The following is a 23,985-nucleotide window of genomic DNA, read 5'->3' as shown; positions in this document are numbered from 1 at the left end:
AGTGGTTGACATCCGGGCAGGTGGGTGCCTTTACTTGGCCCAGGATTAATTACCGTCCATTCGGTCAGTCAAACAGCTGGGTTCAGACAAGGCGGGTAACCGGTGACCAACGCCGCTCACGAGATGTTCGCCGTGGACGAGGCGTCGCGCGCGCTCGGCATCGAGCTGCTCGAAGCCGGTGACGGACGCGCGGTGGCGCGGATGCGCGTCACCGAGTCCATGGTCAACGGCCACGCGATCGCCCACGGCGGTTATGTCTTCCTCCTCGCCGACACCGCGTTCGCCTGCGCGTGCAACAGCCGCGGCCCGGTGACCGTCGCTTCCGGGGCGGAGATCTCGTTCGTCGCCGCTGGAAAGCTCGGCGACGAGCTTGTCGCGACCGCCGAAGAACGCACCCGCTACGGCCGCAACGGCATCTACGACGTCACTGTGCGGCGAGGGGACACCGTGCTCGCCGAGTTCCGCGGCCGCAGCCGCGTCATCGCAGAAAGGCAAAGCCAGTGATCGACGAGGGCGCGAACCTGACCGCCGACGGGCTGCACACCGTCCAATTGGAACGTCTGCAGTGGACACTCCGGCACGCGTACGCCAACGTGCCGTTCTACACCAGGAAGTTCGACGCGGCCGGCGTCCATCCCGATGACTGCAAGTCACTCGAAGACCTAGCGAAGTTCCCCTTCACCACCAAACAGGACCTGCGCGACAACTATCCGTTCGGCATGTTCGCCGTGCCGCAGGACCAGGTCAGCCGCATCCACGCCTCCAGCGGCACCACCGGAAAGCCGACCGTCGTCGGCTACACCGCGCAGGACATCGACACCTGGGCGACGGTGATGGGCCGGTCGATCCACGCCGCAGGCGGACGTCCTGGGCACAAGGTGCACGTCGCGTACGGCTACGGCCTGTTCACCGGCGGGCTCGGCGCGCACTACGGCGCGGAAAAACTGGGCTGCACGGTCATTCCCGCGTCCGGCGGGATGACCGCGCGGCAGGTGCAGATCATCACCGACTTCAAGCCCGAAGTCATCATGGTGACCCCGTCGTACATGCTGACGCTACTCGACGAGTTCGAGCGCCAGGGCGTCGACCCGGCCGCGAGCTCGCTCAAGATCGGCATCTTCGGCGCCGAGCCGTGGACCGAGCAGATGCGGACCGAGATCGAGCAGCGGCTCGCCATCGACGCCGTCGACATCTACGGCCTGTCCGAGGTGATGGGGCCGGGCGTCGCACAGGAATGCGTGGAAACCAAGGATGGCCTGCACATCTGGGAGGACCACTTCTTCCCCGAGGTCATCGACCCGTTCACCGAGAGTGTGCTGCCATCCGGCGAGAGCGGTGAGCTGCTGTTCACGTCGCTGACGAAGCAGGCGCTGCCGATCATCCGGTACCGCACGCGGGACCTCACCAAGCTGCTGCCCGGCACCGCGCGGCCGGCGTTCCGGCGCATGGAGAAGGTGACCGGCCGCACCGACGACATGATCATCCTGCGCGGGGTCAACGTCTTCCCGACGCAGATCGAGGAGATCGTGCTGCGCACCGCCGGGCTCGCGCCGCATTTCCAGCTCATCCGGTCGACGCGGGGCCGGATGGACCACCTCACCGTGCACGTCGAGGCCCGCGCCGACACCACCGCGGAGCGCCGGGTAAGCGCTGCCGCGGAGCTGGTCGCCGGGGTCAAGGACGGCGTCGGGGTGACCGTCGAGGTCAAGGTGTCCGACCCGGAGACCCTCGAACGCTCGCTCGGTAAGATGCGCCGCGTGCTCGATCAGCGTGAACCCTCGTGACAGCCCCGGCCAAGCGTGGCCGTCCCGGTTACGACCTGGAGACGCTGCTGCTGGTCGCGGTCAAGCTGTTCAACGAACGCGGCTACGACGGCACCAGCATGGAGGATCTCTCCCGCAAGCTCGGCATCACGAAGTCGGCGATCTACCACCACGTGCCGAGTAAACAGGAACTGCTGCGCCTCGCCGTCGACCGCGCGCTCGGCGGGCTGTTCGGCGTCGCGCGCGAGGCCGAGGCCACCGAGGGACGCGCTGTCGACAGGCTGGAACACCTGGTGCGCGGCAGTATCGCCGTGCTCGTCGAGCAGCTGCCGTTCGTCACGCTGCTGCTACGCGTCCGCGGGAACACCAAGGTCGAGCGCGCCGCGCTGAGCCGTCGGCGGGAGTTCGACACGATCGTCACGGAGCTGGTGAAGCAGGCCGAGGCCGAGGGTGACCTGCGGCCGGACATCGATCCGGCGGTGACCGCGCGGCTGCTGTTCGGCATGGTCAACTCACTGACCGAGTGGTACCGCCCGCGCAGCGGCTCCAGCGCCGCGGAGATCGCCGACGCCGTGTACAAAATCGCCTTCGACGGCCTCCGCCTCACCCCCTGACCCCCACCCCACCCCCTGACCCGCGCCCGCGCCCGCGCCCGCAACGATCGCGAGTCGCCGTCGAGTTGCGATCTCTTAGAAACTAAGAGACCCCACAAAAGCGCAAAAGTGGGAAGCCGGTGCCCGGGGGAATCAGCCGGGGGCGTCGGCGTCGGGGCGCTTTCCGGCCTGCCAGAGCAGCGCTTCACGCAGCTGCCGGATAAGCTGCTCGTCGTCCTCCTCGGACGGGTCCCCGCCCAGCGGCAGCCAGGTCTCCGACACCTTCGTGCCGCACTCGTAATGGACGATCAGGATCCCGGCGTACGACAGCTTGACCCCGGACTCGTCGGCCGGATCGAGGCACACCTGCCGGTTCTGGAGCGTGACGGCGACCCACCGGCCGTCGCGCCCGGCGTCACCGCCATTCGAGCCGTTCATGCCAACCACCCAACAGCGCGCCGTTCCCCCATGCCGTGTCGTCGCCCGGGCGGGCGCCTTAGTTACCGACGAGTCGTACCGGTTCGGTAACACCGCGTGAATTGCGGTTTCGGACCGGTCGAAAGTGACACTCCCCCAGGTAGATGAAACGCTGACATCCTGTCAACAGCCTTGTTGACAGGATGTCCGTCTTTCACGACGCTGGAGCCATGACTACACAGCCGATGGCCCGTCGGCGCAGACTCGAGCCGGAGGAGAGGCGCGCGGAGATCCTTGCCGCCGCCCGGCGGCTGTTCGACTCCGGCAACTACGCCTCGGTGTCAACCTCCGACATCGCCAAGGCCGCCGGGGTGGCGCGGCCGCTGATCAACCACTACTTCGGCGGCAAACGCGAGCTGTATCTCGAGGTCGTGCGGCAGATGATGGTGGTGCCCACGCCGGTCACCGAGCGCCTGCCGAAGACGACCATGGAAAACCGCCTCGCCCTGAGCATCGACCGCTGGCTCGACGTCGTCGAGCGCAACAAGCAGACATGGCTCACCGCGATCGGGCCCGAGGCGATCGGCCGCGACCCGGACGTCGAGCGGATCTTCCTCGAAGCCGACGAAATCGCCGCCGACCACGTCCTCGAAGCCGCGCTCATGAGCGACGTCACCGAAGCCCGCGAAGAGTTGCGCGCGATGATCCGATCCTACGGAAGCATGCTGCGCGCCGCGTCACGGGAATGGCTGATGCGCGGCACCCTCGACCGCGCAACACTGCGTGCCTTCATGGAAGACTCGCTGCTGCACCTGCTGAAGGTCAGCTACCCTGCCGTACTCGCGGCGAGGAGCGGCGAGCGTACGCGGCCGGAGTGACGCCCTTCCAGCGCTTGAACGCGGCGATGAAACTCGACGCTTCCGCATAGCCGAGCCGGAACGCGACGTCCTCGACCGACAGCGCGCCGGTGGCCAGCAGCTCCTCGGCCAGCGCCTGGCGAACCTCGTCGACGAGCGCCCGATAGCTGGTGCCTGCTTCGGTGAGCCGGCGCCGGAGCGTGCGCGGACTCAGGTTCAACCCGCGTGCCACGGAGTCCATCCCGGCGTCCATCCCGCTCCCCGCGCCGCCGACGCGGATGAGCCGCTCGCGGACGTCCTGCGCGACACCGAACCGCTCACGGCGACGCGCGACCAGCCGACGGCACTGGTCCTCGCAGATCGCGACGGTGTGTTCGTTGGCCTGCGGCAGCGGTTCGTCGAGCAGTGCGACGTCGAGCACGGCCACGTTCCGGCTCGCCGAGAAGGCCGGAACCACCCCGAAAGCGTCCACATAGGAGTCCACAGTGTCCGGTTCATCGTGTCGAAAGTCCAATGCGCGCAGGGAAACCTCGGGAAGCAGCTCCCTTGCCACCGTGTAGATCGCGGTCAAGTCCCGCAGCAGCAGGAACCGCGCGACATCGTCGGGGACGCGCTCGTCGTTCATGATCAGCGCCAGGTAGCCGTCTTCGACGCTCGCGTGCGGAATGCAAAAGGTGAAGGTCAGGTCCAGATAGCGCAGCGAGAACGCTATCGCGTCCCGGAACGTGGGACTGCTGATGCAGGCGAAGCCGAAGATACCGAACGTCGTCACGTGATACTTCCGGCCGAGCGAGAGGGCCGTGTCGTCGCTTCCGCCCAGCTCGCGGACCACGTTCCGGACAACGGCCAGCTCCTGCCGCGCGTCGACCTGCAACGCCGGGTCGAGCAGCTGGTCCGGGTCGAGCGAGGTGCCACGCAGCAGCTCGCCGACCGACGCGCCACGGTCCTCGGCGAACCGGGTCATCAGCAGGATGCTCGCGGTGCTCCGCGGGAAGTCCCAATCTCCGACCGCGGGCGCGGCGAGCTCTGCCATGGCCGGAATTATGGATCACGCCCTCCCGATGAGCACGATAAGGTCTTCCATGCCTCCCATCGAGACGCTGAGTCTCCGCGCGCTGAACCGGGCCACGCTGGCCCGACAGCTGCTGCTGCGCCGCGCGAAACTGGCTGCCGCGGAAGCGATCGAGCAGCTCGGCGGGCTCCAGGCGCAAGCACCCTTCGCGCCGTATTTCGGGCTGTGGTCCCGGCTTCACGGCTTCCGCCCGGAACAGCTTTCGCAGCTGATCGAAAGCCGCGAAGTCGTCCGGATCGCCCTGATGCGCGGGACGGTCCACCTGGTCACCGCCGCCGACGCGCTGGCGTGGCGGCCGCTCGTGCAGGTGATCTACGACCGAGACCTACTCGCCAACACGCAGTACGCGGCAGGGCTGGCCGGACTCGACTTCGACGCGGTGTCCACCACCGCGCGCGAGCTACTCGGCACGCGCACCCACACCACCAAGGAGCTGGGCGCGGCATTGGCCGAGCGCTGGCCGGACCGCGACCCGTCGTCACTGACCCACGCGGCCCGCGGGCTGCTCCCCCTGGTCCAAGTCCCGCCGCGGGGCATCTGGGGCAAGGCCGGGCAACCGGCGTACGCCACCACTGACGACTGGCTCGGCCGCCCGCTGGACGCCGAACCCTCGCTGGACCTCCTGGTCGAGCGGTATCTCGCGGCTTTCGGCCCGGCGTCGGTGAAGGACGCCCAGACGTGGGCAGGCATCACCAAGCTCAGCGCGGTGTTCGAGCGGCTTCGCCCGCGCCTGCGGACGTTCGTCAGCGAAGACGGCCGAGAGCTGTTCGACCTGCCCGAAGCGCCTCGGCCCGATCCGTCGTCCCCGGCGCCGCCGCGTTTGCTCGGCCCGTTCGACCAGATGATCCTGTCCTACGCCGACCGCACGCGGGTGATCAGCGACGCGCACCGCAAACGTGTCATCACGCAGAACGGCCTGGTCAAGGGCGCTCTGCTGGTCGACGGGTTCGTCAACGGGTTTTGGGAGATCCAGCGCAAACGCGACACCGCGACCGCGACGCTCACTGCGTTCGACCGGATCCCGAAACGCGATATCGCCGGACTGGAGAGCTCAGCGGCGCGTTTGCTGGCCTTCGCCGAGCCCGACGCCGTTCACGACGTCCGCTGGCAGGACTGGTGAGTGTTCGGGCCGGTTAGAACCTGGTTAGAACCGGCCGGAACACTCACCAGTCCCTACCTCAGGGAAAAACCCCTATTGCCGTGTCGGCACTCGCGGCCGTATGCTCGTAGGCGAGTAATCGGCGACGAGGGAGCAGCGGTGGCCAAGCGACGCAAGGTGGGCAATCTGCTGGCACTGGCCGTGCTGTCGACCCTCATCGGGAAACCGATGCATCCCTACGAGATCGCGTCCGTCATGCGGGAGCGCGGCAAGGACCAGGACCTCAAGGTGAAATGGGGTTCGCTGTACACGGTCGTGCAGAACCTTGAGAAGCACGGCTTCGTCGAGGCCGCCGAGACCGTGAGGCAAGGAGGACGGCCGGAACGGACGGTCTACCGCCTCACCGAAGCGGGACACGCCGAGGTCAAGGACTGGGTTCGCGAACTGGTCGGTGTGCCCGAGCCGGAGTATCCGAGGTTCAAGGCCGGCTTGTCCAACCTGTTGGTCCTCGATCCGGACGACGCGATGCAACTGCTGCAAACCCGGCTGACCGCGTTGGAGCCGCAACTGGCCGCGGCCCGCGCGGAGATAACGCGATTCAGCCAGGAACTTCCCAGGCTGCTGCTGATCGAGACCGAGTACGACCTGGCCGTCCGTGAAGCGGAAGCGGCCTGGACGCGCTCGGTGCTCGACGAGCTCAAGTCCGGCGCGATGCCGGGTGTCGAGCAGTGGCGGACGTGGCACCAGACGGGGGAAATCCCGGCCGAACTGGTCGAGATGGCGGAGAGGGGCACGACGAGCAGCACCGAATGAGACCCACCGAGTAAACGGCCCCGGCGGGGGTGCGGGAACACCGCCACCGGGACCTTTCAACCTCGAACCGAAGCCCGCGAACGGACCCAGCCACGAGATGGCAAAGCGAGTGTAGCTGGATCTTGTCGCAGGCCGGTTCGGAAGACAGTGATTCCGAAACCGGAGGAAGTAATGAACGACACCCAGAAGCGCTTCAAGTTGCTGCCCGAGATGGAAGGCCCCCAGGCACGCTGGTACGCCCGGCTGCGGGGCACCGAGCCCCAGCTCGAGGCCAACCGGGTCCAGGCGGCGCAGCTCACCGCAGACCTGCCCGACGGCACCGACATCCTCGAGATCGCGCCCGGCCCCGGTTATCACGCCGTCGAACTGGCGAAGCTCGGCCGGTTCACCGTGACCGGGCTGGACATCAGCCGGACGATGGTCGACATCGCGACCGAATACGCCAAACGGTCCGGCGTCACCGTCGACTTCCGCCGCGGCGACGCGACGAACCTGCCGTTCGAGGCCGGGTCGTTCGACCTGATCGTGTGCCAGGCGGCGTTCAAGAACTTCGTCGAACCGGTGCGCGCCATCAACGAGATACACCGCGTCCTGCGCAACGGCGGCACGGCCGTGATCCAGGACATGAGCGGCGAGGCGACCAACTCCGCGATCGACCACGAAGTGCTGACGATGAACGTCAACCGGGTCAACGCTTTCATGACCAAGGTGGCCCTGCTCGGGCTCCGCCGCCGCGCGTTCTCGCCCGCCCGGTTCAAGGACTTGGCCGCGCAGAGCACCTTCGGCGCCTGCACCGTCTCCGCCGAAGGCATCGGCCTCGAAGTCCGGCTGCGCAAAGCCTGACCGTCCGATCCCGTTCAAAGATCCGCGTACACCCCAAAACCTGGAGAAACCATGCGTGACAAGGAAATTCCCGATGCCGTCGAGGCACAGGGGCTGGTGAAGACCTACCCGGGCGACGTCAGAGCGCTCGACGGACTCTCGCTCACGGTCAGACCGGGCGAGGTGTTCGGACTACTCGGCCCGAACGGCGCCGGCAAGTCCACCACCGTCAAGATCCTGACCACCCTGGCTTGTCCCGATTCCGGCGCCGCGACCGTTGCCGGGCACGACGTCCTGCGCCGGCCGGACCGCGTGCGGCGGGTGATCGGCGTCGTGTCGCAGCGCTCCGGCGCGGACCCGTCGGCCACCGGCCGCGACAATCTGGTGCTGCAGGGGCGAATCTACGGTATGCGTGGCGCAGACCTGCGCGAGCGCGTCAAGGAACTGTTCGACCGCTTCGATCTCGTCGACGCGGCGGACCGCCCGGTCCGCACGTACTCGGGTGGCATGCAACGCCGGCTCGACGTCGCACTCGGCCTCGTCCACCGGCCGCGGGTGCTGTTCCTCGACGAACCGACCACCGGGCTCGACCCGGAGGCGCGGGCGGCGATGTGGACCGAGATCGCCCGCCTCGCCGGCGACGAAGCGCTCGCCATCCTGCTCACCACGCACTATCTGGACGAGGCCGACCGGCTCGCCGATCGACTGGCCATTGTGGACAAAGGGCGGATTGTCGCGGAAGGCACACCGGACACGCTCAAGGCCGAACTACGCGGCGACGCCGTCCACCTCGAACTGCGTGACCTGCCCGACGAACAGCGGGCGCGAGCGGTACTCGGCTGCCTTCCCGGGGTGCGGGAGGTAACGTTCGACGGGCACCGGCTCAGCGCCCGCGCCGACGACGGCGCCGCCGCGGTCCCGCTCGTGCTCGCCGCGCTCGACCAAGCCGGGCTGGGTGTCGCCGCAGTGACGGTCGCCCGCCCGTCACTGGACGACGTCTACCTGCGCTACGCCGGACGCCGGTTCGCCGAAGCCACCCAAGACACCGAAGCCACCGCCCTTGTCACCGCTGGAGGTGCACGATGACCGCGTTCCTCGCCCAAAACGGCTGGATGACCCACCGGCGACTCAAAGCGCTGGTACGCCAGCCCGCCGCGCTCGTGATGGCCTTGGTTCAGCCGGTGATCTGGCTGTTCCTGTTCGGCAGCCTGTTCCGGAAGGTCGCCGAACTGCCGGGGTTCGGCGCGACGTCCTATTTGGACTACCTGGTGCCCGGCGTCGTCGTGATGAGCGCGGTGTCGTCGAGCATGTGGTCCGGTATGGCGATCATCGAGGAGATCGAGCGCGGCACGCTCAACCGCTTCCTCGTCTCGCCGGTCAGCCGTGCCGCGATCCTCAACTCGGGCGTCATCGAGCAGGCACTGAGTACGACGGTCCAGTCGATCATCATCATCGTCCTCGGCTGGCTCGCCGGGGCCGCCTATCCGGGCGGCTTCGCCGGAGTCGTGATCCTGGTGGTGGCTTCGGTGCTGCTGGGCGCGGTGTTCAGCGCGCTGTCGAACACCGCTGGCCTGCTCATCCGCCAGCGGGAGACGATCATCGGACTGAGCGTGTTTCTGCTGCTGCCGCTGACGTTCCTGTCCTCGGCGTTCATGGCCAAAACGCTGATGCCGCCGTGGATCCAGACCGTGGCGTCGTACAACCCGCTCAACTGGGCGATGGACACGTCGAGGTCCGCGCTGGCCGCATCTCCGGACTGGGGCGTCATTCTCGGGCACGGCGGGTGGCTGCTGGGCCTCGCCGTGCTGATGGTGTGGCTGTCCACCCGCACCTTCCGCCGCTACCAGAAGTCCATCTGACCATCCAGTCCAAGGATCCCTCAAGGCCACGACATGGCGACCCTCGCAGTGCGTTGGATGCGCTGTGAGGGTCGCCATCAGGATGACCTTGAGGGATCCCCGCGCCCCGCCGCACCCTTGGCCGGAAATCTCGATTCGGCGGCCGCGTAGGGGGTGGCGCGGGGGGCGGGGTGACAGTAGTTTCGGCGGATGAATACTGCGCCGTCTCGGCAGCCGTCCGTCCTCATCACCGGGAGCGGGTTCGGCGGGATCGGACTCGCCCTCGAACTCAAACGCGCGGGCTTCGAGGACTTCACCATCCTCGAGAAGGCCCACGAAGTCGGCGGCGTCTGGCGGGAGAACACGTACCCGGGCGCCGGGTGCGACATCCCGTCGCCGTACTACTCGTTCTCCTTCGAGCCCAACCCCCGGTGGCCCGCGCGGTACTCACTGCAGCCCGAGATCCACGCGTACATCAAACACATGGTCGCCAAGTACGACCTCGCCCCGCACATCCGGTTCGACTCCGAAGTGGCGTCCGCGGTCTTCGACCAACCCCGCGGCCTCTGGCACGTCGAGACGAAGAACGGCGACGTCCACGAGGCGAAGGTGTTCGTGCCCGCGCTCGGCCAACTCTCCCGCCCGGTCTGGCCGGACATCCCCAGCCGGGAAACCTTCACCGGCCACAGCTTCCATTCCGCGCGCTGGGACCACGACTACGACCTGCGCGGCAAGCGCGTCGCCGTCATCGGCACCGGCGCGAGCGCGATCCAGTTCGTTCCGCACATCCAGCCGCAGGCCGCGGAGCTGACGCTGTTCCAGCGCAGTGCCCCGTACATCGTCCCGAAGCCGGACAGGCAGTACGCGCCGTGGCACCACCGGCTCTTCCAGGCGCTGCCGGCATCACAATCGTTGGAGCGCCTGGTGTTCTGGGCAACCGGCGAGGTCTCGACGTTCGGCCTGCACGGCAACAAGCCCATCGCGAAGTCCATCGAGTGGCTTGCCAAGTCGCACCTCACGAAGCAGGTCCCCGATCCCGCGCTGCGCGCGAAGCTGACACCGGACTATCAAATCGGCTGCAAGCGCGTGCTGTTCGCGAGCAACTACTACCCCGCGGTCGCCCAGTCGAACGTCACGGTGGAAACCGAACAGATCGCCGAGATAACGCCGTCCGGGGTCCGCACGGTGGACGGCATCGAGCACCCGGCCGACGTCATCATCTACGGCACCGGGTTCGCCGCCACCGACTTCCTGGGCGGGCTCGACGTCCGCGGACTCGACGGGCGCGCGTTGTCCGACGCCTGGTCGAAAGGCGCGCGGGCGTATCTCGGCTTGGCCGTCCCCGGCTTCCCGAACCTGTTCTGCATGTACGGCCCCAACACCAACCTCGGCGCCGGGTCCATTGTCTACATGATCGAACGGCAAGCTCGCTACATCCGCCAAGCCGTCGAGCACCTTTCGCGACCGGATGTGTCCTATGTGGATGTCCGACCGGAGGTCGAGGCAGAGTATGACGAAGAGGTCCAGCAGCGACTCACCAAGAGCGTGTGGACGATGTGCGCGAGCTGGTATCGCCAATCCGACGGTCGGGTGTCGACGAACTGGCCCGGCCTGGTTTCGGAATACAACCGCCGGACGAGGAAACTCGATCTGGCCGACTTCCGGAGCGTGACGAGCAAGGCAGCTGCGCGATGAGCGACTACGACACACCAGGCGCACTCCGGCTGGAGCTCTAGACTCCCCACCATGGAACGCAAACGGGTGACCATCCACGACGTCGCCCGCACGGCCGGGGTGTCGCGGCAGACGGTGTCCCGTGCGCTCAACGACAAGGCCGAGATCGACGGCGCGACGAAACAACGCGTGCTCGACGCCGCCCGCGAGCTGGACTACCGGCCGAGCCGGTTCGCGCGAGGGCTGGTCCGGCAGGACACCACCACGATCGGCCTGGTCGTTCCGGACCTGCTGAACCCGTTCTTCACCGAGGTCGCGTCGAGCGCTCTCGACGCCGCCCGCGCGCGGGAATGGCACGTCGTAATCTACGACACGGCCGACAACGCCGAGCAGGAACTGAGCACGCTGAAGGTGATCGGTTCCCAGGTGGACGCGATCGTCGGGTACTTCAGCCTGCCGGAGTCCGACCTCGACAGCCACGTCCCTGGCGTACCGGTGGTGTTCATCGGCCGCGAGCACCAGAACCCGCGGTTCAGCTCAATCCGGATCGACGGCGAGGATGGCGTGCGCGAGGCGGTCACGCACCTGGTCAAGGCCGGTCATCGGCGGATCGGCATGCTCGACCACAACCGACGGCCCGAGCCCAGCATCCGGCAGCACTGGTTCTTCGCCGCCGCCGCGGAGCAGGGTCTTGAGCTGGACACGTCGTGGGTTGTCGGCGCGAGCCAGTCGATCGAGGGCGGCGCCGAGGCGCTGGACGAACTTCTCGCCGCACACGCGGACGTGACGGCGATCTTCACCTTCAACGACATCATCGCGATCGGCGCCATGCGGCAAGCCCGGAAGCGGGGCCTGCGGGTGCCGGCCGACCTGGCCGTCATCGGGTTCGACGGCCTGGAGCTCGGCGCGATCATGGAACCACCGCTGACCAGCGTCGGCATCGACACCCGCCGCCTCGGCACCCTCGCGGTCGACCAGGTCGCCCGCCTCCTCGCGCGCGGCGACACGACCGCCCAGGACCCCGAAGACCTCGTCGTCCGCGCGTCCCTCCTCCTGCGCGACTCCGCCTGACCCCACCCGCACCAAGGCACTTTTGTCCTTTTGTGCCCTCCTTGCGCACGCTAAGCATCGCAACTCGCCATCGAGTTGCGATCGCTAAGTACTTGGGTACCGCAACTCGACGGCGAGTTGCGAGGGGCGCGGGTAGTGGGCGTGCGCATTGAGGGCACTTGGGGACGAGAGTGCCCATCAGGGGTGCTGGACCAGGGGGTTCTTGACAGGGGCGGGGGCCGTCGGTCAAACTCTGGGCCGATTCGTGAACGTTCACGGGAACGCTCACGGGCGCCTCCCGGAGGTTGCAGCAATGACGCTGACTCGACGAAGTTTCCTCACCACCGCCGCAGCCGCGCTCGGCACCGCCGCCCTCGGCGTCGCCGGCTGCTCCAGCCCGACCACGGCGAGCCCAGGCAAGCTGACGCTGTGGTACACCTCGAACGGGCTGTCCGACGGCGTGCTCGCGGACGCCGTGAAACGCTTCGCCGCCGACCAGCTCAACCCGAACCAGGTGAGCGGCGATCTCAAGCACCGGCTGCTCGCGGCGATGTCCGGCGGTTCGTACCTGCCCGACATCACCATGCTGGGCGACGACATCGCGACCTACTTCCCTGACTCGGACCAGTTCGTCGACCTGCGGACACTCGGCGCGGACGGCGTCAAAGACGAGTACCTCCCGTGGAAGTGGGCGGCAGGCACCGCGCCGGACGGGTTCATGGTCGGTTTCCCGATCGATATCGGGCCTGCCGCGCTCTACTACCGGCACGACCTGTTCGCCCAGGCCGGTTTCCCGAGCGAGCCCGACGACGTCGCCGCCGTGGTGTCCACTTGGGACGACTATTTCACCTTCGGCGAAAAACTGCAGAAGGTACTGCCGGGACGGCATCTGATCACCGACACCAAAACGGTGTTCACCTATTCGATGGCCCAGCTGCCGGTGAAGTACTTCGACCGCCAGAACAACTTCGTCGGCGACCACGCCCAGGTCCGCCGGGCCTGGGACCGCGCCGTCGACGCCTTCCACCGCGGCTTGACAGCCGGATACGCGGGCGGCCAGGACCCCGGCAACTCAGTCGACCGGCACGCCGCCTGGAACAACGGCAAGGAACTGAGCTTCGTCAACGCGTCGTGGATCACCGGCGAGCTGAAAAAATCGGCACCGGGCACCGCCGGGAAATGGCGGGTCTGCCGAAGTCCGGGCGGAGCGGGAAACCAGGGTGGTTCGTTCCTCGCGATCACGAAATACTGCCCGCACCCGCAAGCCGCGTTCGACATCATCCGCTGGATCCAGTCCCCCGAGAACCAGCCGCGCACCTACCTCGACGAAGGCCTGTTCCCGTCGAGCCCGTCGGCCTTCACCGATCCGCGGCTGCTCGCACCGGAACCGTTCTTCGGCGGGCAGGTGACCATGAACGTGTTCAGCAAGTCGGCCAACGAAGTCAAACCCGCCTACTTCAGCCCGTACGACATCGCGATCAGCGACACCTACACCGACCAACTCAGCAACGTCGAACTCGCCGGCAAAGACCCTGAAAAGGCCTGGCAAGACGCACGGACGGCCGTCCACCGCCTGCTCCTCCTGCAGGGAGTGAACTCATGACCGTCGCACCCCCGCTCGACACCCTGCGCGCCCCGCTGCGTTCGGCACCGCCGACCCACGGCTCCCGGCGATGGCGTTATCTTCCTTATTACCTGGCGATTTCGCCCTTCTTCATCCTGTTCGCCATCTTCGGTCTCTACCCGATCCTGTACTCGCTGTTCCTTTCGCTGCAACGCTGGGACGGCGTCGGGCCGATGCACTTCGTCGGGCTGGCCAACTTCGGGTTCCTCTTCACCGACACGACGTTCTGGAACTCGATCGGCAACACGCTGATCATCTGGGTGCTGTCGACGGTCCCGATGACCGCGCTGGCACTGGTGATCGCGGTCGGGCTCAACTCGTCTATCCGCTTCAAAGGCGTCTACCGCATCGCGTACTTCCTGCCGAACGTCACGTCGGTGGTCGCGGCTTCGCTGGTGTTCGGTTCTATCTTCAGCGAGCAGTTCGGGATCTTCAACTGGCTGCTGGGGTTGGTCGGCATCCACGGGGTGCCCTGGCTGACGAACCCCTGGGGCATCAAAGCCGCCGTCTCGATCATGATCATCTGGCGGTGGGTCGGCTACAACTCGATCATCTTCCTGGCCGGGCTGCAGGCCATTCCGGCCGACGTCTACGAAGCGGCCAAACTGGACGGCGCCAACGCGGTCCAGACCTTCTTCCGGGTCACTCTTCCTTTGCTACGACCGGTTCTGCTGTTCTCGGTACTGATGTCGGCGATCAACGGAATGCAGATCTTCACCGAGTCCCAGGTGTTGGTCGGCAACCGCGGCGGGCCGTCCGAGGGCGGCCTCACCATGGTCCTGTACTTCTACAACGAGGCGTTCTACAACAACAACTTCGGCTACGGCGCGGCGATCGCCTGGGGCATCTTCCTGGTCGTGGTCATCTTCGCGATCATCAACTGGCGCCTGATCCAACGACCGGACCGGACGATCGGGAAGGGGGTCTCCCGATGATTTCGAACCGGCGCGGACGACTCATGACCTACGGCGCACTCACCATCGGCGCACTCATCCTGCTGTTCCCCTACTACTGGATCGTCGTCATGGCGTCCAACACCACGGCCGACATCTACGCCACCCCGCCGCGCCTCACCTTCGGCGGGCACTTCTTCAGCAATATCTCCCAGGTCTTCGCCAAGATCGATTTCTTCGGTTCACTGCTGAACACGCTGATCGTGGCCGTCGCGGTCACCGTGCTCGTGCTCTTCTTCGACTCGCTCGCCGCCTTCACCTTCGCCAAGTACCGCTTTCCCGGCAGCTCGATCCTGTTCGGGATCCTGCTGGCCACCTTCGTGGTGCCGGCCCAACTCGCGTCCATTCCGCAGTTCTCCATCATGGCGAGCTTCGGCTGGGTCGGCTCATTGAAAGCACTGATCATCCCGGCCGCCGCCAACGCGTTCGGCATCTTCTGGATGCGGCAGTATTGCCAGAGCGCGCTGCCCGACGAGCTGCTCGAAGCGGCCAGAATGGACGGTGCCGGCTTCTTCCGTACTTATTGGACGATCGCGCTCCCGGTGTTGCGTCCGGCGCTCGCCTTCCTGGGTATCTTCACGTTCGTCAACTCCTGGAACGACTACCTGTGGCCGCTCGTCGTCCTGATCGACTCCAACCACGTCACGCTCCAGGTCGCGCTTTCGCAGTTGAACGGCCTCTACGTCTCCGACTACAGCGTGGTCATGGCCGGCACGCTGGTCGCGATCATCCCGCTGATCATCGTGTTCTTGTTCGGCGCTCGGCACTTCATCAAGAACATCGCTGCCGGCGCACTCAAGGGTTGAGTCCACAGTAGAAAGGGCCCCATGTCGTCGTACGTCGAAGACTTCTCCCCCGGCCACGGCAGCGTGTCCCCTCGAGCCGCCTTCACCTCGGACGCGAGATCGCTCAGCCTCAACGGGACCTGGTCCTTCCTGCTCTCTCCGAGCATTCCCGCCGCGCCGGAGCACATCGAGGACGAGGACTTCGACGACTCGGCGTGGTCCGAACTGCCGGTTCCGGCCAACTGGCAGCTACACGGACACGGCAAACCGGCCTATACCAACGTCGTCTATCCGTTTCCGGTCAAGCCACCCGAGGTACCGTCGGACAACCCGACCGGCGACTACCGGCTGCGCTTCGAACTGACCGCGGAATGGCTCGACGAACCGGCAGTCCTGCGTTTCGACGGGATCGACTCCTGCGCGAAGATCTGGCTGAACGGCCACGAACTCGGCGTGACCAAGGGAAGTCGGCTCCCGTCGGAATTCGACGTCGGCCCGCTACTGCGTGTCGGCGGTAACCTGCTGGCCGTCCGCGTACACCAGTGGTCTGCCGGCAGCTACCTCGAAGACCAGGACATGTGGTGGCTGTCGGGCATCTTCCGCAATGTCACGCTGCTCGCGCGCCCTTCCGGTGGCATCGGGGACTACTGGATTCGTGCTGACTACGACCACGTCAGCGGCCAAGGCACAATGTGCGTCGAGACGACTTCCGGCGCCCGGCTCAGCGTGCCGGAATTGGGTATCGAGAACGAGCCGGTCGATCGGCCGATCGTCATCGACGCCGTCGAGCCGTGGAGCGCGGAAACACCGCGCCTTTATCACGGAACACTGTTCACCGACGCCGAACGGGTTCGGGTCCGGATCGGTTTCCGCACGGTGGCGATCGAGCACGGCCAGCTGAAAGTGAACGGGCAGCGGATCCTGTTCCGGGGCGTCAACCGGCACGAACACCATCCGCGGTTCGGTCGGGCCGTCCCGGCCGAAACCGCGCTCGCCGACGTGAAACTGATGAAACAGCACAACGTCAACGCCGTCCGTACCAGCCACTACCCGCCGGACCCGTACTTCCTCGAACTCTGCGACGAATACGGTCTCTGGGTGGTCGACGAGTGCGATCTCGAAACCCACGGTTTCGGCGAACTCGGCTGGGCAGGAAATCCCAGCGACGATCCACGGTGGACAGACGCCTATCTGGACCGGATCCGCCGCACGGTCGAACGGGACAAGAACCGCCCCAGCGTCATCCTGTGGTCGCTGGGCAACGAGGCATACACCGGTCAGAACCTGGCACGAATGGCGGACTGGGTCCGTGAACGCGACGACTCCCGGCCCATCCACTACGAAGGCGACTTCGACTGCGCTTACGTCGACATCCACAGCCGGATGTATGCCGACCACGCCGAGGTGGACCGCATCGGCCGTCAGGACGACGACAACCTCCGACGCCGGGAGATGCCTTTCCTGCTCTGCGAATACGGCCACGCCATGGGAAACGGCCCCGGCGGGCTCCTCGAATACCGCGAACTCTTCGAGCGCTATCCCCAGTGTCAGGGCGGGTTCATCTGGGAGTGGATCGACCACGGCATCACCCGACACGACGAGGAGGGTCAGGAGTTTTTCGCCTACGGCGGCGACTTCGGCGAGTCCATCCACGACGGAACCTTCATCATCGACGGTTTGGTCTTTCCCGATCGGACTCCGTCGCCGGGGCTGATCGAATACGCGAAGGTCATGGAACCGGTCCGTATCACCGATATCGCCGACGGGTTCCGGATCGAAAACCACCACACCTTCCAATCGCTGAGGCATCTCATCTTCACCTGGGTGCTCGAAGAGGAAGGAACTCCGGTCACCGGTGGAATCCTGGACGTGCCGGACGTCCAACCAGGACAGAGCGTCGAGGTCTCGCTGCCGAAGACGGCCGCGACCGAAAGCGAAACCTGGCTTACCGTCCGAGCGGAACTACGCGCCGACACGACGTGGGCGGACGCGGGTCACGTGGTCGCATGGGGACAGTCGCAGCTGGCTCCACCCAAAGAGCCTCCCGCTCCCTCGGCCGGTTTCCTGGTTTCACGGCGTTCCAACAGGCTCACCCTCGGCATCGGCGAATTCCAGCCGTATACGGGAAAGCTGACCGCGCTGGGGCAGTACTCGGTCACCGGTCCCAGCCTCGACCTCTGGCGAGCGCCGACCGAGAACGACCGCGGCGGGCACGAGCCCGACGAACAGGCCTGGCGCAAAGCGGGCCTGCACCGCCTTCAGCACCGTGTGTCCGATGTGGACGTCGTCGGTGACGGACTCATCGTCCGCACCCGCGTCGCGCCGCCCGCACACGACTTCGGGATACTCGCGGACTACCACTGGACGTCCGACGACACCACGCTGACCCTGCGAGTGGACATCGAGCCCGACGGCGAATGGCCGTGCACGCTCCCGCGACTCGGCCTGCGGATGTCCGTCCCCGGCACGCTCGACCACGTTGAGTGGTTCGGCGCGGGCCCCGGCGAGGCGTACGCCGATAGCAGGCAAGCCGCCAGGATCGGCCGCTTCGCCCAGCGCGTCGACGACCTCCAAACGCCGTACGTCTTCCCACAGGAGAACGGCAACCGAGCCGACGTCCGCTGGGCGCGCCTCATCGCGGACACCGGCGACGGCTTACGCATCTCGGGATCGCCCACCTTCGACCTGACGGCACGCCGCTGGACCACCGAAGCCCTCGACGCCGCCGCCCACACCACCGACCTGCACGCGGACGACCTGGTCCACCTCAACCTGGACCTCGCGCAGAACGGCCTCGGCACCGCCGCCTGCGGCCCCGGCGTCCTCCCCCAACACCGCCTCCACCCGCAAAAAGCGAGCCTGACCGTCACCTTCGCGTTGGTGGTCCCGTAGGAGACCAGTCAGGAGCGTTCCTGGGTCCAGACGGGGCTGTCGAGGAAGTGGGTGTCGTAGAGCTCCTGGCTGTCGAGCAGGTCTTGCAGCGTCGCTTCGCCCGAGCGCACCTTGGCCAGCAGCCGGAAGTACTCGAAACGCTCGATTCCGGGCGTGATGACGATCAGCAGGTCCGCCTCGCAGTCTGGCGCGGCCGCGAAGGCGTGCGGCATGTTCGGCGGGACGACGGCCACATCGCCTTGCCCCAGAACAAGAACCTTGTCCCCCGCCAACACCTGGACCGTGCCGTTCAAGATGTAGAAGAACTCGGTCGACGCCGTGTGGTGGTGTGGAACAGCGCCGTTCGCACCAGCCGCGAGGGTGACGCGCTGCGTGCTGAGCGCTCCGCCGGTGGAACTGGAGTCGACGAGCAGGCGGATGGCGCTCGTCTCGCTGGCGAGCGTTTCGGCTTCCTCGCCGCGGATGAGCACGGCTTCGTGGACCAGTGTCATGAGCTGCCTCCCCAGGTAGTAGGTAGGCAAGCTACCTCTGGAGACCCCTCAAGGCCACCCTGAGCGCGGTGAACGCACTCAAAGTGGCCTTGAGGGGCAGGCCCGCGCCGGACCTACGGCATGCCGGCCAGGTGACCGCCGACAGAGTTCGCGAACGCGTAGCCGTTCGACGCGTCCCAGTTGATCGACCAGTCCATCGCGCCGCGGATCGCCGGGTACGTCGTCGACGGCTTGAAGGAGCCGCAGCTCGTCCCCTTCGCGAGGCAGTCGAGCCCCGCGTTGACGACGCTCGGCGACACATAGCCACTACCCGCGCCCGAAGGCGACGCCGGCAGGCCGAGCGCGACCTGGTCGGGACGCAGGCCGCCCTGCAGCTGGATGCACGCCAGCGCGGTCAGGAAGTCGACGCCGCCCTGCCCGTAGACCTGGCCGTTGCAGCCGTTCATCGTGCCGGAGTTGTAGTACTGCATGTTGACGATCGTCAGGATGTCCTTGATGCCGAGCGCGAGCTGGAAGTACCCGCCCGAGGTCGACTGCATGTCGATCGTCTGCGGTGCCATCGTGATGACGGTCCCGCCCTTGGCGTTGATGCTGCGCAGCGCCTGGCCCATGTACGTGGCGTTGATGCCGTTCTCGAGGTCGATGTCGACCCCGTCGAAGCCGTACTGCTGGATCAGTGTGCCGATGCTGTTCGCGAAGTTCGTCGCGGACGTCGAATCGGCAACACTGATCGTGCCGTTCTGGCCACCGACGGAGATGATGACCTTCTGGCCGCGGCCGTGCAGCGTCGCGATATCGGCCTTGAACTGCGCGTCGGTGTAGCCGCCGAGCGCGCTGGACAGGCCGGAGTCGAGCGTGAACGTCACGGCACCCGGCTTGCTCGCGTCGGTGTCGGCAAACGCCACGGCGATGAGGTTGTAGCTCGACGGGACGTCGCTGAGCTTCAACACCTTCGCGCCGTTGTTGAAGTTCTGCCAGTAGCCGGTGAGGACGTGCTTCGGCAGCGAACCGCTCGAGGGCGGCACAGTCGTCGGCGTGGTGGGGGTGGTGGACGGCGTAGTGGGCGTGGTCGGCGTAGTAGGCGTCGTGGGAGTGGTCGGCGGCGGGGTCGTGCCGCCGGGGCCGTCAAGGCTGACGTCGTCGGCGAAGTACGTCGGCTGGCCGTACCAGCCGTGGAGGTACACCGTGACGTTGCTGGTGGAGGCGCCGGTGGTGAAGTTGTAGGCCAGCTGTGTCCACGACGTGGCACTCGGCGTCCACGTGTTGGAATCCGTCGTGCCGCTGCCCGTGACGCCGAGGTAGACGTAACTGCCCTGGACCCACGCCGTCAGCTTGTACGCCGTGTTCGCCTTGACCGAGACCACCTGCGAGCACTGCGCGTTGTCCTGACCTGCGGGTGTGCCGGACACCGCCGACGTCCCGGAGTGCGTCGGGCTGTGGACCACGGAGGCGCCGGTGCAGGTCCAGCCGCCCAGGTTGCCGGATTCGAACCCGGCGTTGCTCAGGATGTTGGCGGCACCCGCGCTCCCGGTGACGACCATCAGCAGTCCGGCGCACACCGCCAGCGCGGAGAACAATGCGGCCATTGCATGTCGAGCCTTGATCTTCACGGTTGCCTCCCGCTGAACAAGATGATGCCGGACACTCACAAAATGGACTAGACCAATCCAGATGTCAAGGGGATGCTTGGGGAGGCCCATACGAAAGTCGTGATCCCCCGAGCGGCACAATGGCCGTCTGACTTAACCGAAGGGATCGTGACAAGTGGGCTTGCAGTCGGTCGAGCAGAAGATCGCCGAAGAACTGGGTGTGCGTGAAGGGCAGGTGAAGGCCGCCGTCACCCTGCTCGACGAGGGTTCGACCGTGCCGTTCATCGCGCGGTACCGCAAGGAAGTCACCGGCATGCTCGACGACGCGCAGCTGCGCACGCTCGAGGAGCGCCTGCGCTACCTGCGCGAACTCACCGAGCGGCGCGCGGCCGTGCTGGAATCGATTCGCAACCAGGGCAAACTCACCGAGGCCCTCGAAGCGCAGGTCCTCGCCGCCGACACGAAGTCGCGGCTCGAGGACATCTACCTGCCGTTCAAGCAGAAGCGCCGCACGAAGGCGCAGATCGCGCGCGAAGCAGGCCTCGAACCGCTGGCCGACGGCCTGTTCAACGACCCGAACACCGAGCCGCTCGCCGCCGCTGCCGTGTTCGTCGATGCCGAGAAGGGCGTCGCGGACGCGCAGGCCGCGCTCGATGGCGCGCGCTCGATCCTCGTCGAACGCTTCGCCGAGGACGCCGACCTCATCGGCGAGCTGCGCGAGAAGATGTGGGGCCAGGGCCGCCTCGCGTCGAAGGTCCGTGCCGGCAAGGACGTCGACGGCGCCAAGTTCTCCGACTACTTCGAGTTCTCCGAGCCGTTCACGAAGATGCCCTCGCACCGGATCCTCGCGATGTTCCGCGGGGAGAAAGAGGACATCCTCGACATCACGATCGAAGCGGAAGAACCTTCCGACGAACCTCAGGTCGGCCCGAGCGACTACGAAGTCCGCATCGCGCACAAGTTCGGTATCGCCGCCAAGGGCCGTCCCGGCGACAAATGGCTGACCGACACCGTCCGCTGGGCGTGGCGCACGAAGATCCTGCTGCACCTCGGGATCGACCTCCGCATGCGCTTGCGCCAGTCCGCCGAGGACGAGGCCGTGCGCGTGTTCGCGTCCAACCTGCGCGACCTGCTGCTCGCCGCGCCCGCCGGCACCCGCGCCACGATGGGCCTCGACCCGGGCTTCCGCACCGGGGTCAAGGTCGCCGTGGTCGACGCGACCGGCAAGGTCGTCGCGACCGAGGTCATCTACCCGCACCAGCCGCAGAACCAGTGGGACCGCTCGCTCGCCGTGCTGGGCAAGCTCGCCGCCGAGCACAAGGTCGACCTGATCTCGATCGGCAACGGCACGGCGTCGCGCGAGACGGACAAGCTCGCCATCGACCTGATCAAGGCGCTGCCGGACCTCAAGCTCACCAAGACGATCGTGTCCGAGGCCGGCGCTTCGGTGTATTCGGCGTCGGCGTTCGCTTCGGCCGAGCTGCCGGACATGGACGTCTCCCTGCGCGGCGCGGTGTCGATCGCGCGGCGGCTGCAGGACCCGCTGGCGGAGCTGGTGAAGATCGACCCGAAGTCCATCGGCGTCGGCCAGTACCAGCACGACCTGTCCGAGGTGTCGCTGTCACGCTCGCTCGACGCGGTCGTCGAAGACTGCGTGAACGCGGTCGGCGTCGACGTCAACACGGCGTCCGCTCCCCTGCTGACCAGGGTTTCCGGCATCACGACCGGGCTCGCCGAGAACATCGTCGGGCACCGTGACGAGCACGGCCCGTTCCGCTCGCGGACGGCGCTGAAGGAGGTCGCGCGGCTCGGACCGAAGGCGTTCGAGCAGTGCGCGGGCTTCCTGCGCATCCCCGGCGGCGACGACCCGCTCGACTCGTCCAGCGTGCACCCCGAGGCGTACCCGGTGGTGCGGCGGATCATGACCGCGATCGGCACGGACCTGCCCGGCCTCATCGGCAACTCGCGCGCGCTGCAGACTGTCAAGCCGGATCAGTTCGTCGACGACAAGTTCGGCCTGCCGACCGTCACGGACATCCTGGCCGAGCTGGAGAAGCCGGGCCGCGACCCGCGTCCGGCGTTCAAGACCGCGACGTTCGCCGAGGGTGTCGACAAGATCGGTGACCTCAAGCCCGGCATGCGGCTGGAAGGCGTCGTCACCAACGTCGCCGCGTTCGGCGCGTTCATCGACGTCGGCGTGCACCAGGACGGGCTCGCGCACGTGTCGGCGCTGTCGAAGAACTTCGTCAAGGACCCGCGTGAGGTCGTCAAGCCCGGCGACATCGTGAAGGTGAAGGTCCTCGAGGTCGACACCGTGCGCAAGCGGATCTCGCTGACCTTGCGCCTCGACGACGAGCCTGGTGCCGCGCAGCCCCGCACGGGCGGTGGCCAGTCCGGCGGTGGACGTCCGCAGCAGGGCGGCCAGCGCAAACCGCAAGGTCAGGGCCGCGGGGCCGGCTCCCGCAGCAGCGCTGCCCCCGCGCCCACCGGCTCACTGGCCGACGCCCTGCGCAAAGCCGGTTTCGGGAAGTAAGCGGCTGTTCGTGAAGGCCACCTTCATGTACCTAGCGGTCGTGAAGGTGGCCTTCACGTCCTTTCACGAGACATGGCCGAAGCGACCTTCGATGGTGCCGAGGTCGCCGAAGTCGGCGAAGACGTGTGCGCCCGGTGTCACGGGAGCGGGTTTCGTGGCCGTGCCAGTCGTGACGACTTCGCCCGCGCGCAGTCGACGTCCCAGCCTCGGCAGCTCCAACGCGAGCCAGTGCAGCGCGAGCCGCGGGTCGCCCATGACCTCCGCGCCGGTGCCGCGCGCGAACTCGACGCCGTCGAGCCGCAGGATCACCGGTTGCGCGGCGAGGTCGAGATCCCGCCAGCCCGGCACCTCGCAGCCGCCGACGAACCGGCCGCACAACGCCGAATCGGCCAGCAGACACGCATAGCCGACGCTGGTGAAGTCGCTGAACCGCGAGTCCGGCATCTCCAGCGCGAGAAACATCGTGTCGACCGCGTCCAGCACGGCGTCCAGGGTGTGTTCGACGTCGGGATCGAGGTCTGTGCCCAGCCGGAAGGCGAACTCGGGTTCCACGACGGCCATGGACGAGTCCGTCGGGATGATCTTGCCTTCGGCGTGTCGGAACCGGGTGAACATCCGACCCGGGAACGCCCTGTCCACCCCGACAGCCGCTTGTCCCGCGGCCGTCGTCGCGCCGATCTTCCAGCCGAACGCCGGCCCGGCAAGTTCCTCCAGCCGCGCCTGCACAGCCATGCCCTCGACTGCGTCACGCGGACGAAGCCCGTCAGGCAGCGCGTCGATCGTTACGCCGGAACTCCAGGCGTCCCACAGGAAACGTGCCGCACCAAGGTCATCCATCTTCCTCATCCTGGCACGGTTCGTCGCGTTCCGGGTCGACCCAGACGAGCTCGACGTCGCCGTGGCCCCCGAACGCGACGAGCGCACTGTCCGTCGACGCGAACGACTGTTGCGGCTCCGGAAGGCACTTTCGGCAGGGCAGAGACGTCGTCAAGGCCTAGTTGAGTACGCCTTACGCCATGAAGGTGGCCTTCACGACACGTCACAACACCACACCAGCCACACCAGCCACATCCGGCCAACCACCGGGCCCCCTCGGGGCCCGCGCCAATCTAAGCTTGCT

The 23,985-nt window shown here is 66.9% G+C and carries 21 protein-coding genes; 16 read left to right on the top strand and 5 right to left on the bottom strand.

Annotated elements, in window-relative coordinates:
• Nucleotides 1-123: 123 nt before the first annotated feature.
• The 3 genes from paaI to JWQ81_RS26090 are packed head-to-tail and all read left to right on the top strand — an operon-like array spanning nucleotide 124 to nucleotide 2,377.
• A complete protein-coding gene (gene paaI / locus JWQ81_RS26100) occupies nucleotides 124-504 on the top strand; it encodes a hydroxyphenylacetyl-CoA thioesterase PaaI (RefSeq protein ID WP_297545515.1) in 381 nt (126 codons plus the stop codon).
• Nucleotides 501-1,784, top strand: coding sequence for a phenylacetate--CoA ligase PaaK (gene paaK / locus JWQ81_RS26095; protein ID WP_297545489.1), 1,284 nt, complete (start codon nucleotides 501-503; stop codon nucleotides 1,782-1,784). Before paaI ends, paaK begins: the two co-directional genes overlap by 4 nt.
• Nucleotides 1,781-2,377 (top strand): TetR/AcrR family transcriptional regulator, encoded by a 597-nt coding sequence (locus JWQ81_RS26090; protein WP_297545487.1) that lies wholly within the window; start codon nucleotides 1,781-1,783, stop codon nucleotides 2,375-2,377. Before paaK ends, JWQ81_RS26090 begins: the two co-directional genes overlap by 4 nt.
• Before the next feature lie 132 nt (nucleotides 2,378-2,509).
• On the opposite strand, the gene JWQ81_RS26085 is transcribed toward JWQ81_RS26090, so the two are convergent.
• Nucleotides 2,510-2,794: a hypothetical protein gene (locus JWQ81_RS26085; protein WP_297545485.1), complete on the bottom strand. Its 285-nt coding sequence runs from the start codon at nucleotides 2,792-2,794 to the stop codon at nucleotides 2,510-2,512.
• Between the two features lie 209 nt (nucleotides 2,795-3,003).
• Here JWQ81_RS26085 and JWQ81_RS26080 point away from each other — a divergent pair, with 209 nt between their 5' ends.
• Nucleotides 3,004-3,651 (top strand): TetR/AcrR family transcriptional regulator, encoded by a 648-nt coding sequence (locus JWQ81_RS26080; protein ID WP_297545483.1) that lies wholly within the window; start codon nucleotides 3,004-3,006, stop codon nucleotides 3,649-3,651.
• Here JWQ81_RS26080 and JWQ81_RS26075 read toward each other — a convergent pair.
• Nucleotides 3,596-4,663, bottom strand: a complete 1,068-nt coding sequence (locus JWQ81_RS26075) for an AraC family transcriptional regulator (RefSeq protein WP_297545481.1) — start codon at nucleotides 4,661-4,663, stop codon at nucleotides 3,596-3,598. The two genes, JWQ81_RS26080 and JWQ81_RS26075, sit on opposite strands and share 56 nt — an antisense overlap.
• Before the next feature lie 49 nt (nucleotides 4,664-4,712).
• Here JWQ81_RS26075 and JWQ81_RS26070 point away from each other — a divergent pair, with 49 nt between their 5' ends.
• The 11 genes from JWQ81_RS26070 (at nucleotide 4,713) to JWQ81_RS26020 (ending at nucleotide 18,252) form a co-directional block, all read left to right on the top strand.
• Nucleotides 4,713-5,822, top strand: a complete 1,110-nt coding sequence (locus tag JWQ81_RS26070) for a winged helix DNA-binding domain-containing protein (protein WP_297545479.1) — start codon at nucleotides 4,713-4,715, stop codon at nucleotides 5,820-5,822.
• Between the two features lie 138 nt (nucleotides 5,823-5,960).
• Nucleotides 5,961-6,614, top strand: a complete 654-nt coding sequence (locus JWQ81_RS26065; RefSeq protein ID WP_297545478.1) for a PadR family transcriptional regulator — start codon at nucleotides 5,961-5,963, stop codon at nucleotides 6,612-6,614.
• Nucleotides 6,615-6,785: 171 nt separating this feature from the next.
• Nucleotides 6,786-7,457 carry a class I SAM-dependent methyltransferase gene (locus tag JWQ81_RS26060; protein ID WP_297545476.1) on the top strand — a complete coding sequence of 224 codons (672 nt, stop codon included), beginning with the start codon at nucleotides 6,786-6,788 and terminating at the stop codon, nucleotides 7,455-7,457.
• A 51-nt stretch (nucleotides 7,458-7,508) separates the two neighbouring features.
• Nucleotides 7,509-8,522, top strand: coding sequence for an ATP-binding cassette domain-containing protein (locus tag JWQ81_RS26055; protein WP_297545474.1), 1,014 nt, complete (start codon nucleotides 7,509-7,511; stop codon nucleotides 8,520-8,522).
• Nucleotides 8,519-9,295 carry an ABC transporter permease gene (locus tag JWQ81_RS26050; protein ID WP_297545472.1) on the top strand — a complete coding sequence of 259 codons (777 nt, stop codon included), beginning with the start codon at nucleotides 8,519-8,521 and terminating at the stop codon, nucleotides 9,293-9,295. Before JWQ81_RS26055 ends, JWQ81_RS26050 begins: the two co-directional genes overlap by 4 nt.
• Before the next feature lie 189 nt (nucleotides 9,296-9,484).
• The gene (locus JWQ81_RS26045; RefSeq protein ID WP_297545470.1) at nucleotides 9,485-10,969 is read left to right on the top strand and encodes an NAD(P)/FAD-dependent oxidoreductase; all 1,485 of its coding nucleotides are present in this window, start codon (nucleotides 9,485-9,487) and stop codon (nucleotides 10,967-10,969) included.
• A gap of 51 nt (nucleotides 10,970-11,020) precedes the next feature.
• Nucleotides 11,021-12,019 carry a LacI family DNA-binding transcriptional regulator gene (locus JWQ81_RS26040; RefSeq protein ID WP_297545468.1) on the top strand — a complete coding sequence of 333 codons (999 nt, stop codon included), beginning with the start codon at nucleotides 11,021-11,023 and terminating at the stop codon, nucleotides 12,017-12,019.
• Between the two features lie 292 nt (nucleotides 12,020-12,311).
• Nucleotides 12,312-13,601 carry an extracellular solute-binding protein gene (locus tag JWQ81_RS26035; RefSeq protein ID WP_297545466.1) on the top strand — a complete coding sequence of 430 codons (1,290 nt, stop codon included), beginning with the start codon at nucleotides 12,312-12,314 and terminating at the stop codon, nucleotides 13,599-13,601.
• On the top strand, nucleotides 13,598-14,557 hold the full coding sequence (locus tag JWQ81_RS26030) for a carbohydrate ABC transporter permease (RefSeq protein ID WP_297545465.1): 960 nt from the start codon (nucleotides 13,598-13,600) through the stop codon (nucleotides 14,555-14,557). Before JWQ81_RS26035 ends, JWQ81_RS26030 begins: the two co-directional genes overlap by 4 nt.
• Before the next feature lie 23 nt (nucleotides 14,558-14,580).
• Nucleotides 14,581-15,381 carry a carbohydrate ABC transporter permease gene (locus JWQ81_RS26025; protein ID WP_297545463.1) on the top strand — a complete coding sequence of 267 codons (801 nt, stop codon included), beginning with the start codon at nucleotides 14,581-14,583 and terminating at the stop codon, nucleotides 15,379-15,381.
• Nucleotides 15,382-15,402: 21 nt separating this feature from the next.
• The gene (locus JWQ81_RS26020; protein ID WP_297545461.1) at nucleotides 15,403-18,252 is read left to right on the top strand and encodes a glycoside hydrolase family 2 TIM barrel-domain containing protein; all 2,850 of its coding nucleotides are present in this window, start codon (nucleotides 15,403-15,405) and stop codon (nucleotides 18,250-18,252) included.
• 8 nt (nucleotides 18,253-18,260) lie between these two features.
• On the opposite strand, the gene JWQ81_RS26015 is transcribed toward JWQ81_RS26020, so the two are convergent.
• Together JWQ81_RS26015 and JWQ81_RS26010 are read right to left on the bottom strand one after the other, a co-directional pair.
• Entirely contained in the window at nucleotides 18,261-18,743 is a 483-nt protein-coding gene (locus JWQ81_RS26015) for a cupin domain-containing protein (protein ID WP_297545459.1), read from the bottom strand.
• Between the two features lie 113 nt (nucleotides 18,744-18,856).
• Nucleotides 18,857-20,353 (bottom strand): glycosyl hydrolase family 18 protein, encoded by a 1,497-nt coding sequence (locus JWQ81_RS26010; RefSeq protein ID WP_297545457.1) that lies wholly within the window; start codon nucleotides 20,351-20,353, stop codon nucleotides 18,857-18,859.
• A 154-nt stretch (nucleotides 20,354-20,507) separates the two neighbouring features.
• On the opposite strand from JWQ81_RS26010, the gene JWQ81_RS26005 reads away from it, so the two are divergent.
• Entirely contained in the window at nucleotides 20,508-22,865 is a 2,358-nt protein-coding gene (locus tag JWQ81_RS26005; protein WP_297545455.1) for a Tex family protein, read from the top strand.
• A gap of 63 nt (nucleotides 22,866-22,928) precedes the next feature.
• Here the strand turns inward: JWQ81_RS26005 and JWQ81_RS26000 are convergent, their stop codons facing one another.
• Nucleotides 22,929-23,702 carry a fumarylacetoacetate hydrolase family protein gene (locus tag JWQ81_RS26000; protein WP_297545453.1) on the bottom strand — a complete coding sequence of 258 codons (774 nt, stop codon included), beginning with the start codon at nucleotides 23,700-23,702 and terminating at the stop codon, nucleotides 22,929-22,931.
• Nucleotides 23,703-23,985: the final 283 nt, after the last annotated feature.

Origin of the sequence: Amycolatopsis sp. (assembly GCF_025464955.1) — a bacterium.
GTDB lineage: Bacteria > Actinomycetota > Actinomycetes > Mycobacteriales > Pseudonocardiaceae > Amycolatopsis.
Note: the sequence above shows the minus strand (reverse complement) of the source record. Positions and strands in the feature narration are given on the sequence as shown.

Bases quoted from the DNA above. Each gene is read 5' to 3' on its own strand.
- JWQ81_RS26075 (WP_297545481.1), bottom strand. From the start codon at position 4,663: ATGGCAGAGCTCGCCGCGCCCGCGGTCGGAGATTGGGACTTCCCGCGG.
- JWQ81_RS26055 (WP_297545474.1), top strand. From the start codon at position 7,509: ATGCGTGACAAGGAAATTCCCGATGCCGTCGAGGCACAGGGGCTGGTG.
- JWQ81_RS26035 (WP_297545466.1), top strand. From the start codon at position 12,312: ATGACGCTGACTCGACGAAGTTTCCTCACCACCGCCGCAGCCGCGCTC.
- JWQ81_RS26000 (WP_297545453.1), bottom strand. From the start codon at position 23,702: ATGGATGACCTTGGTGCGGCACGTTTCCTGTGGGACGCCTGGAGTTCC.
- JWQ81_RS26015 (WP_297545459.1), bottom strand. From the start codon at position 18,743: ATGACACTGGTCCACGAAGCCGTGCTCATCCGCGGCGAGGAAGCCGAA.
- JWQ81_RS26070 (WP_297545479.1), top strand. From the start codon at position 4,713: ATGCCTCCCATCGAGACGCTGAGTCTCCGCGCGCTGAACCGGGCCACG.
- JWQ81_RS26025 (WP_297545463.1), top strand. From the start codon at position 14,581: ATGACCTACGGCGCACTCACCATCGGCGCACTCATCCTGCTGTTCCCC.
- JWQ81_RS26040 (WP_297545468.1), top strand. From the start codon at position 11,021: ATGGAACGCAAACGGGTGACCATCCACGACGTCGCCCGCACGGCCGGG.
- JWQ81_RS26020 (WP_297545461.1), top strand. From the start codon at position 15,403: ATGTCGTCGTACGTCGAAGACTTCTCCCCCGGCCACGGCAGCGTGTCC.
- paaI (WP_297545515.1), top strand. From the start codon at position 124: ATGTTCGCCGTGGACGAGGCGTCGCGCGCGCTCGGCATCGAGCTGCTC.
- JWQ81_RS26060 (WP_297545476.1), top strand. From the start codon at position 6,786: ATGAACGACACCCAGAAGCGCTTCAAGTTGCTGCCCGAGATGGAAGGC.
- JWQ81_RS26050 (WP_297545472.1), top strand. From the start codon at position 8,519: ATGACCGCGTTCCTCGCCCAAAACGGCTGGATGACCCACCGGCGACTC.
- JWQ81_RS26080 (WP_297545483.1), top strand. From the start codon at position 3,004: ATGACTACACAGCCGATGGCCCGTCGGCGCAGACTCGAGCCGGAGGAG.
- JWQ81_RS26045 (WP_297545470.1), top strand. From the start codon at position 9,485: ATGAATACTGCGCCGTCTCGGCAGCCGTCCGTCCTCATCACCGGGAGC.
- JWQ81_RS26030 (WP_297545465.1), top strand. From the start codon at position 13,598: ATGACCGTCGCACCCCCGCTCGACACCCTGCGCGCCCCGCTGCGTTCG.
- JWQ81_RS26085 (WP_297545485.1), bottom strand. From the start codon at position 2,794: ATGAACGGCTCGAATGGCGGTGACGCCGGGCGCGACGGCCGGTGGGTC.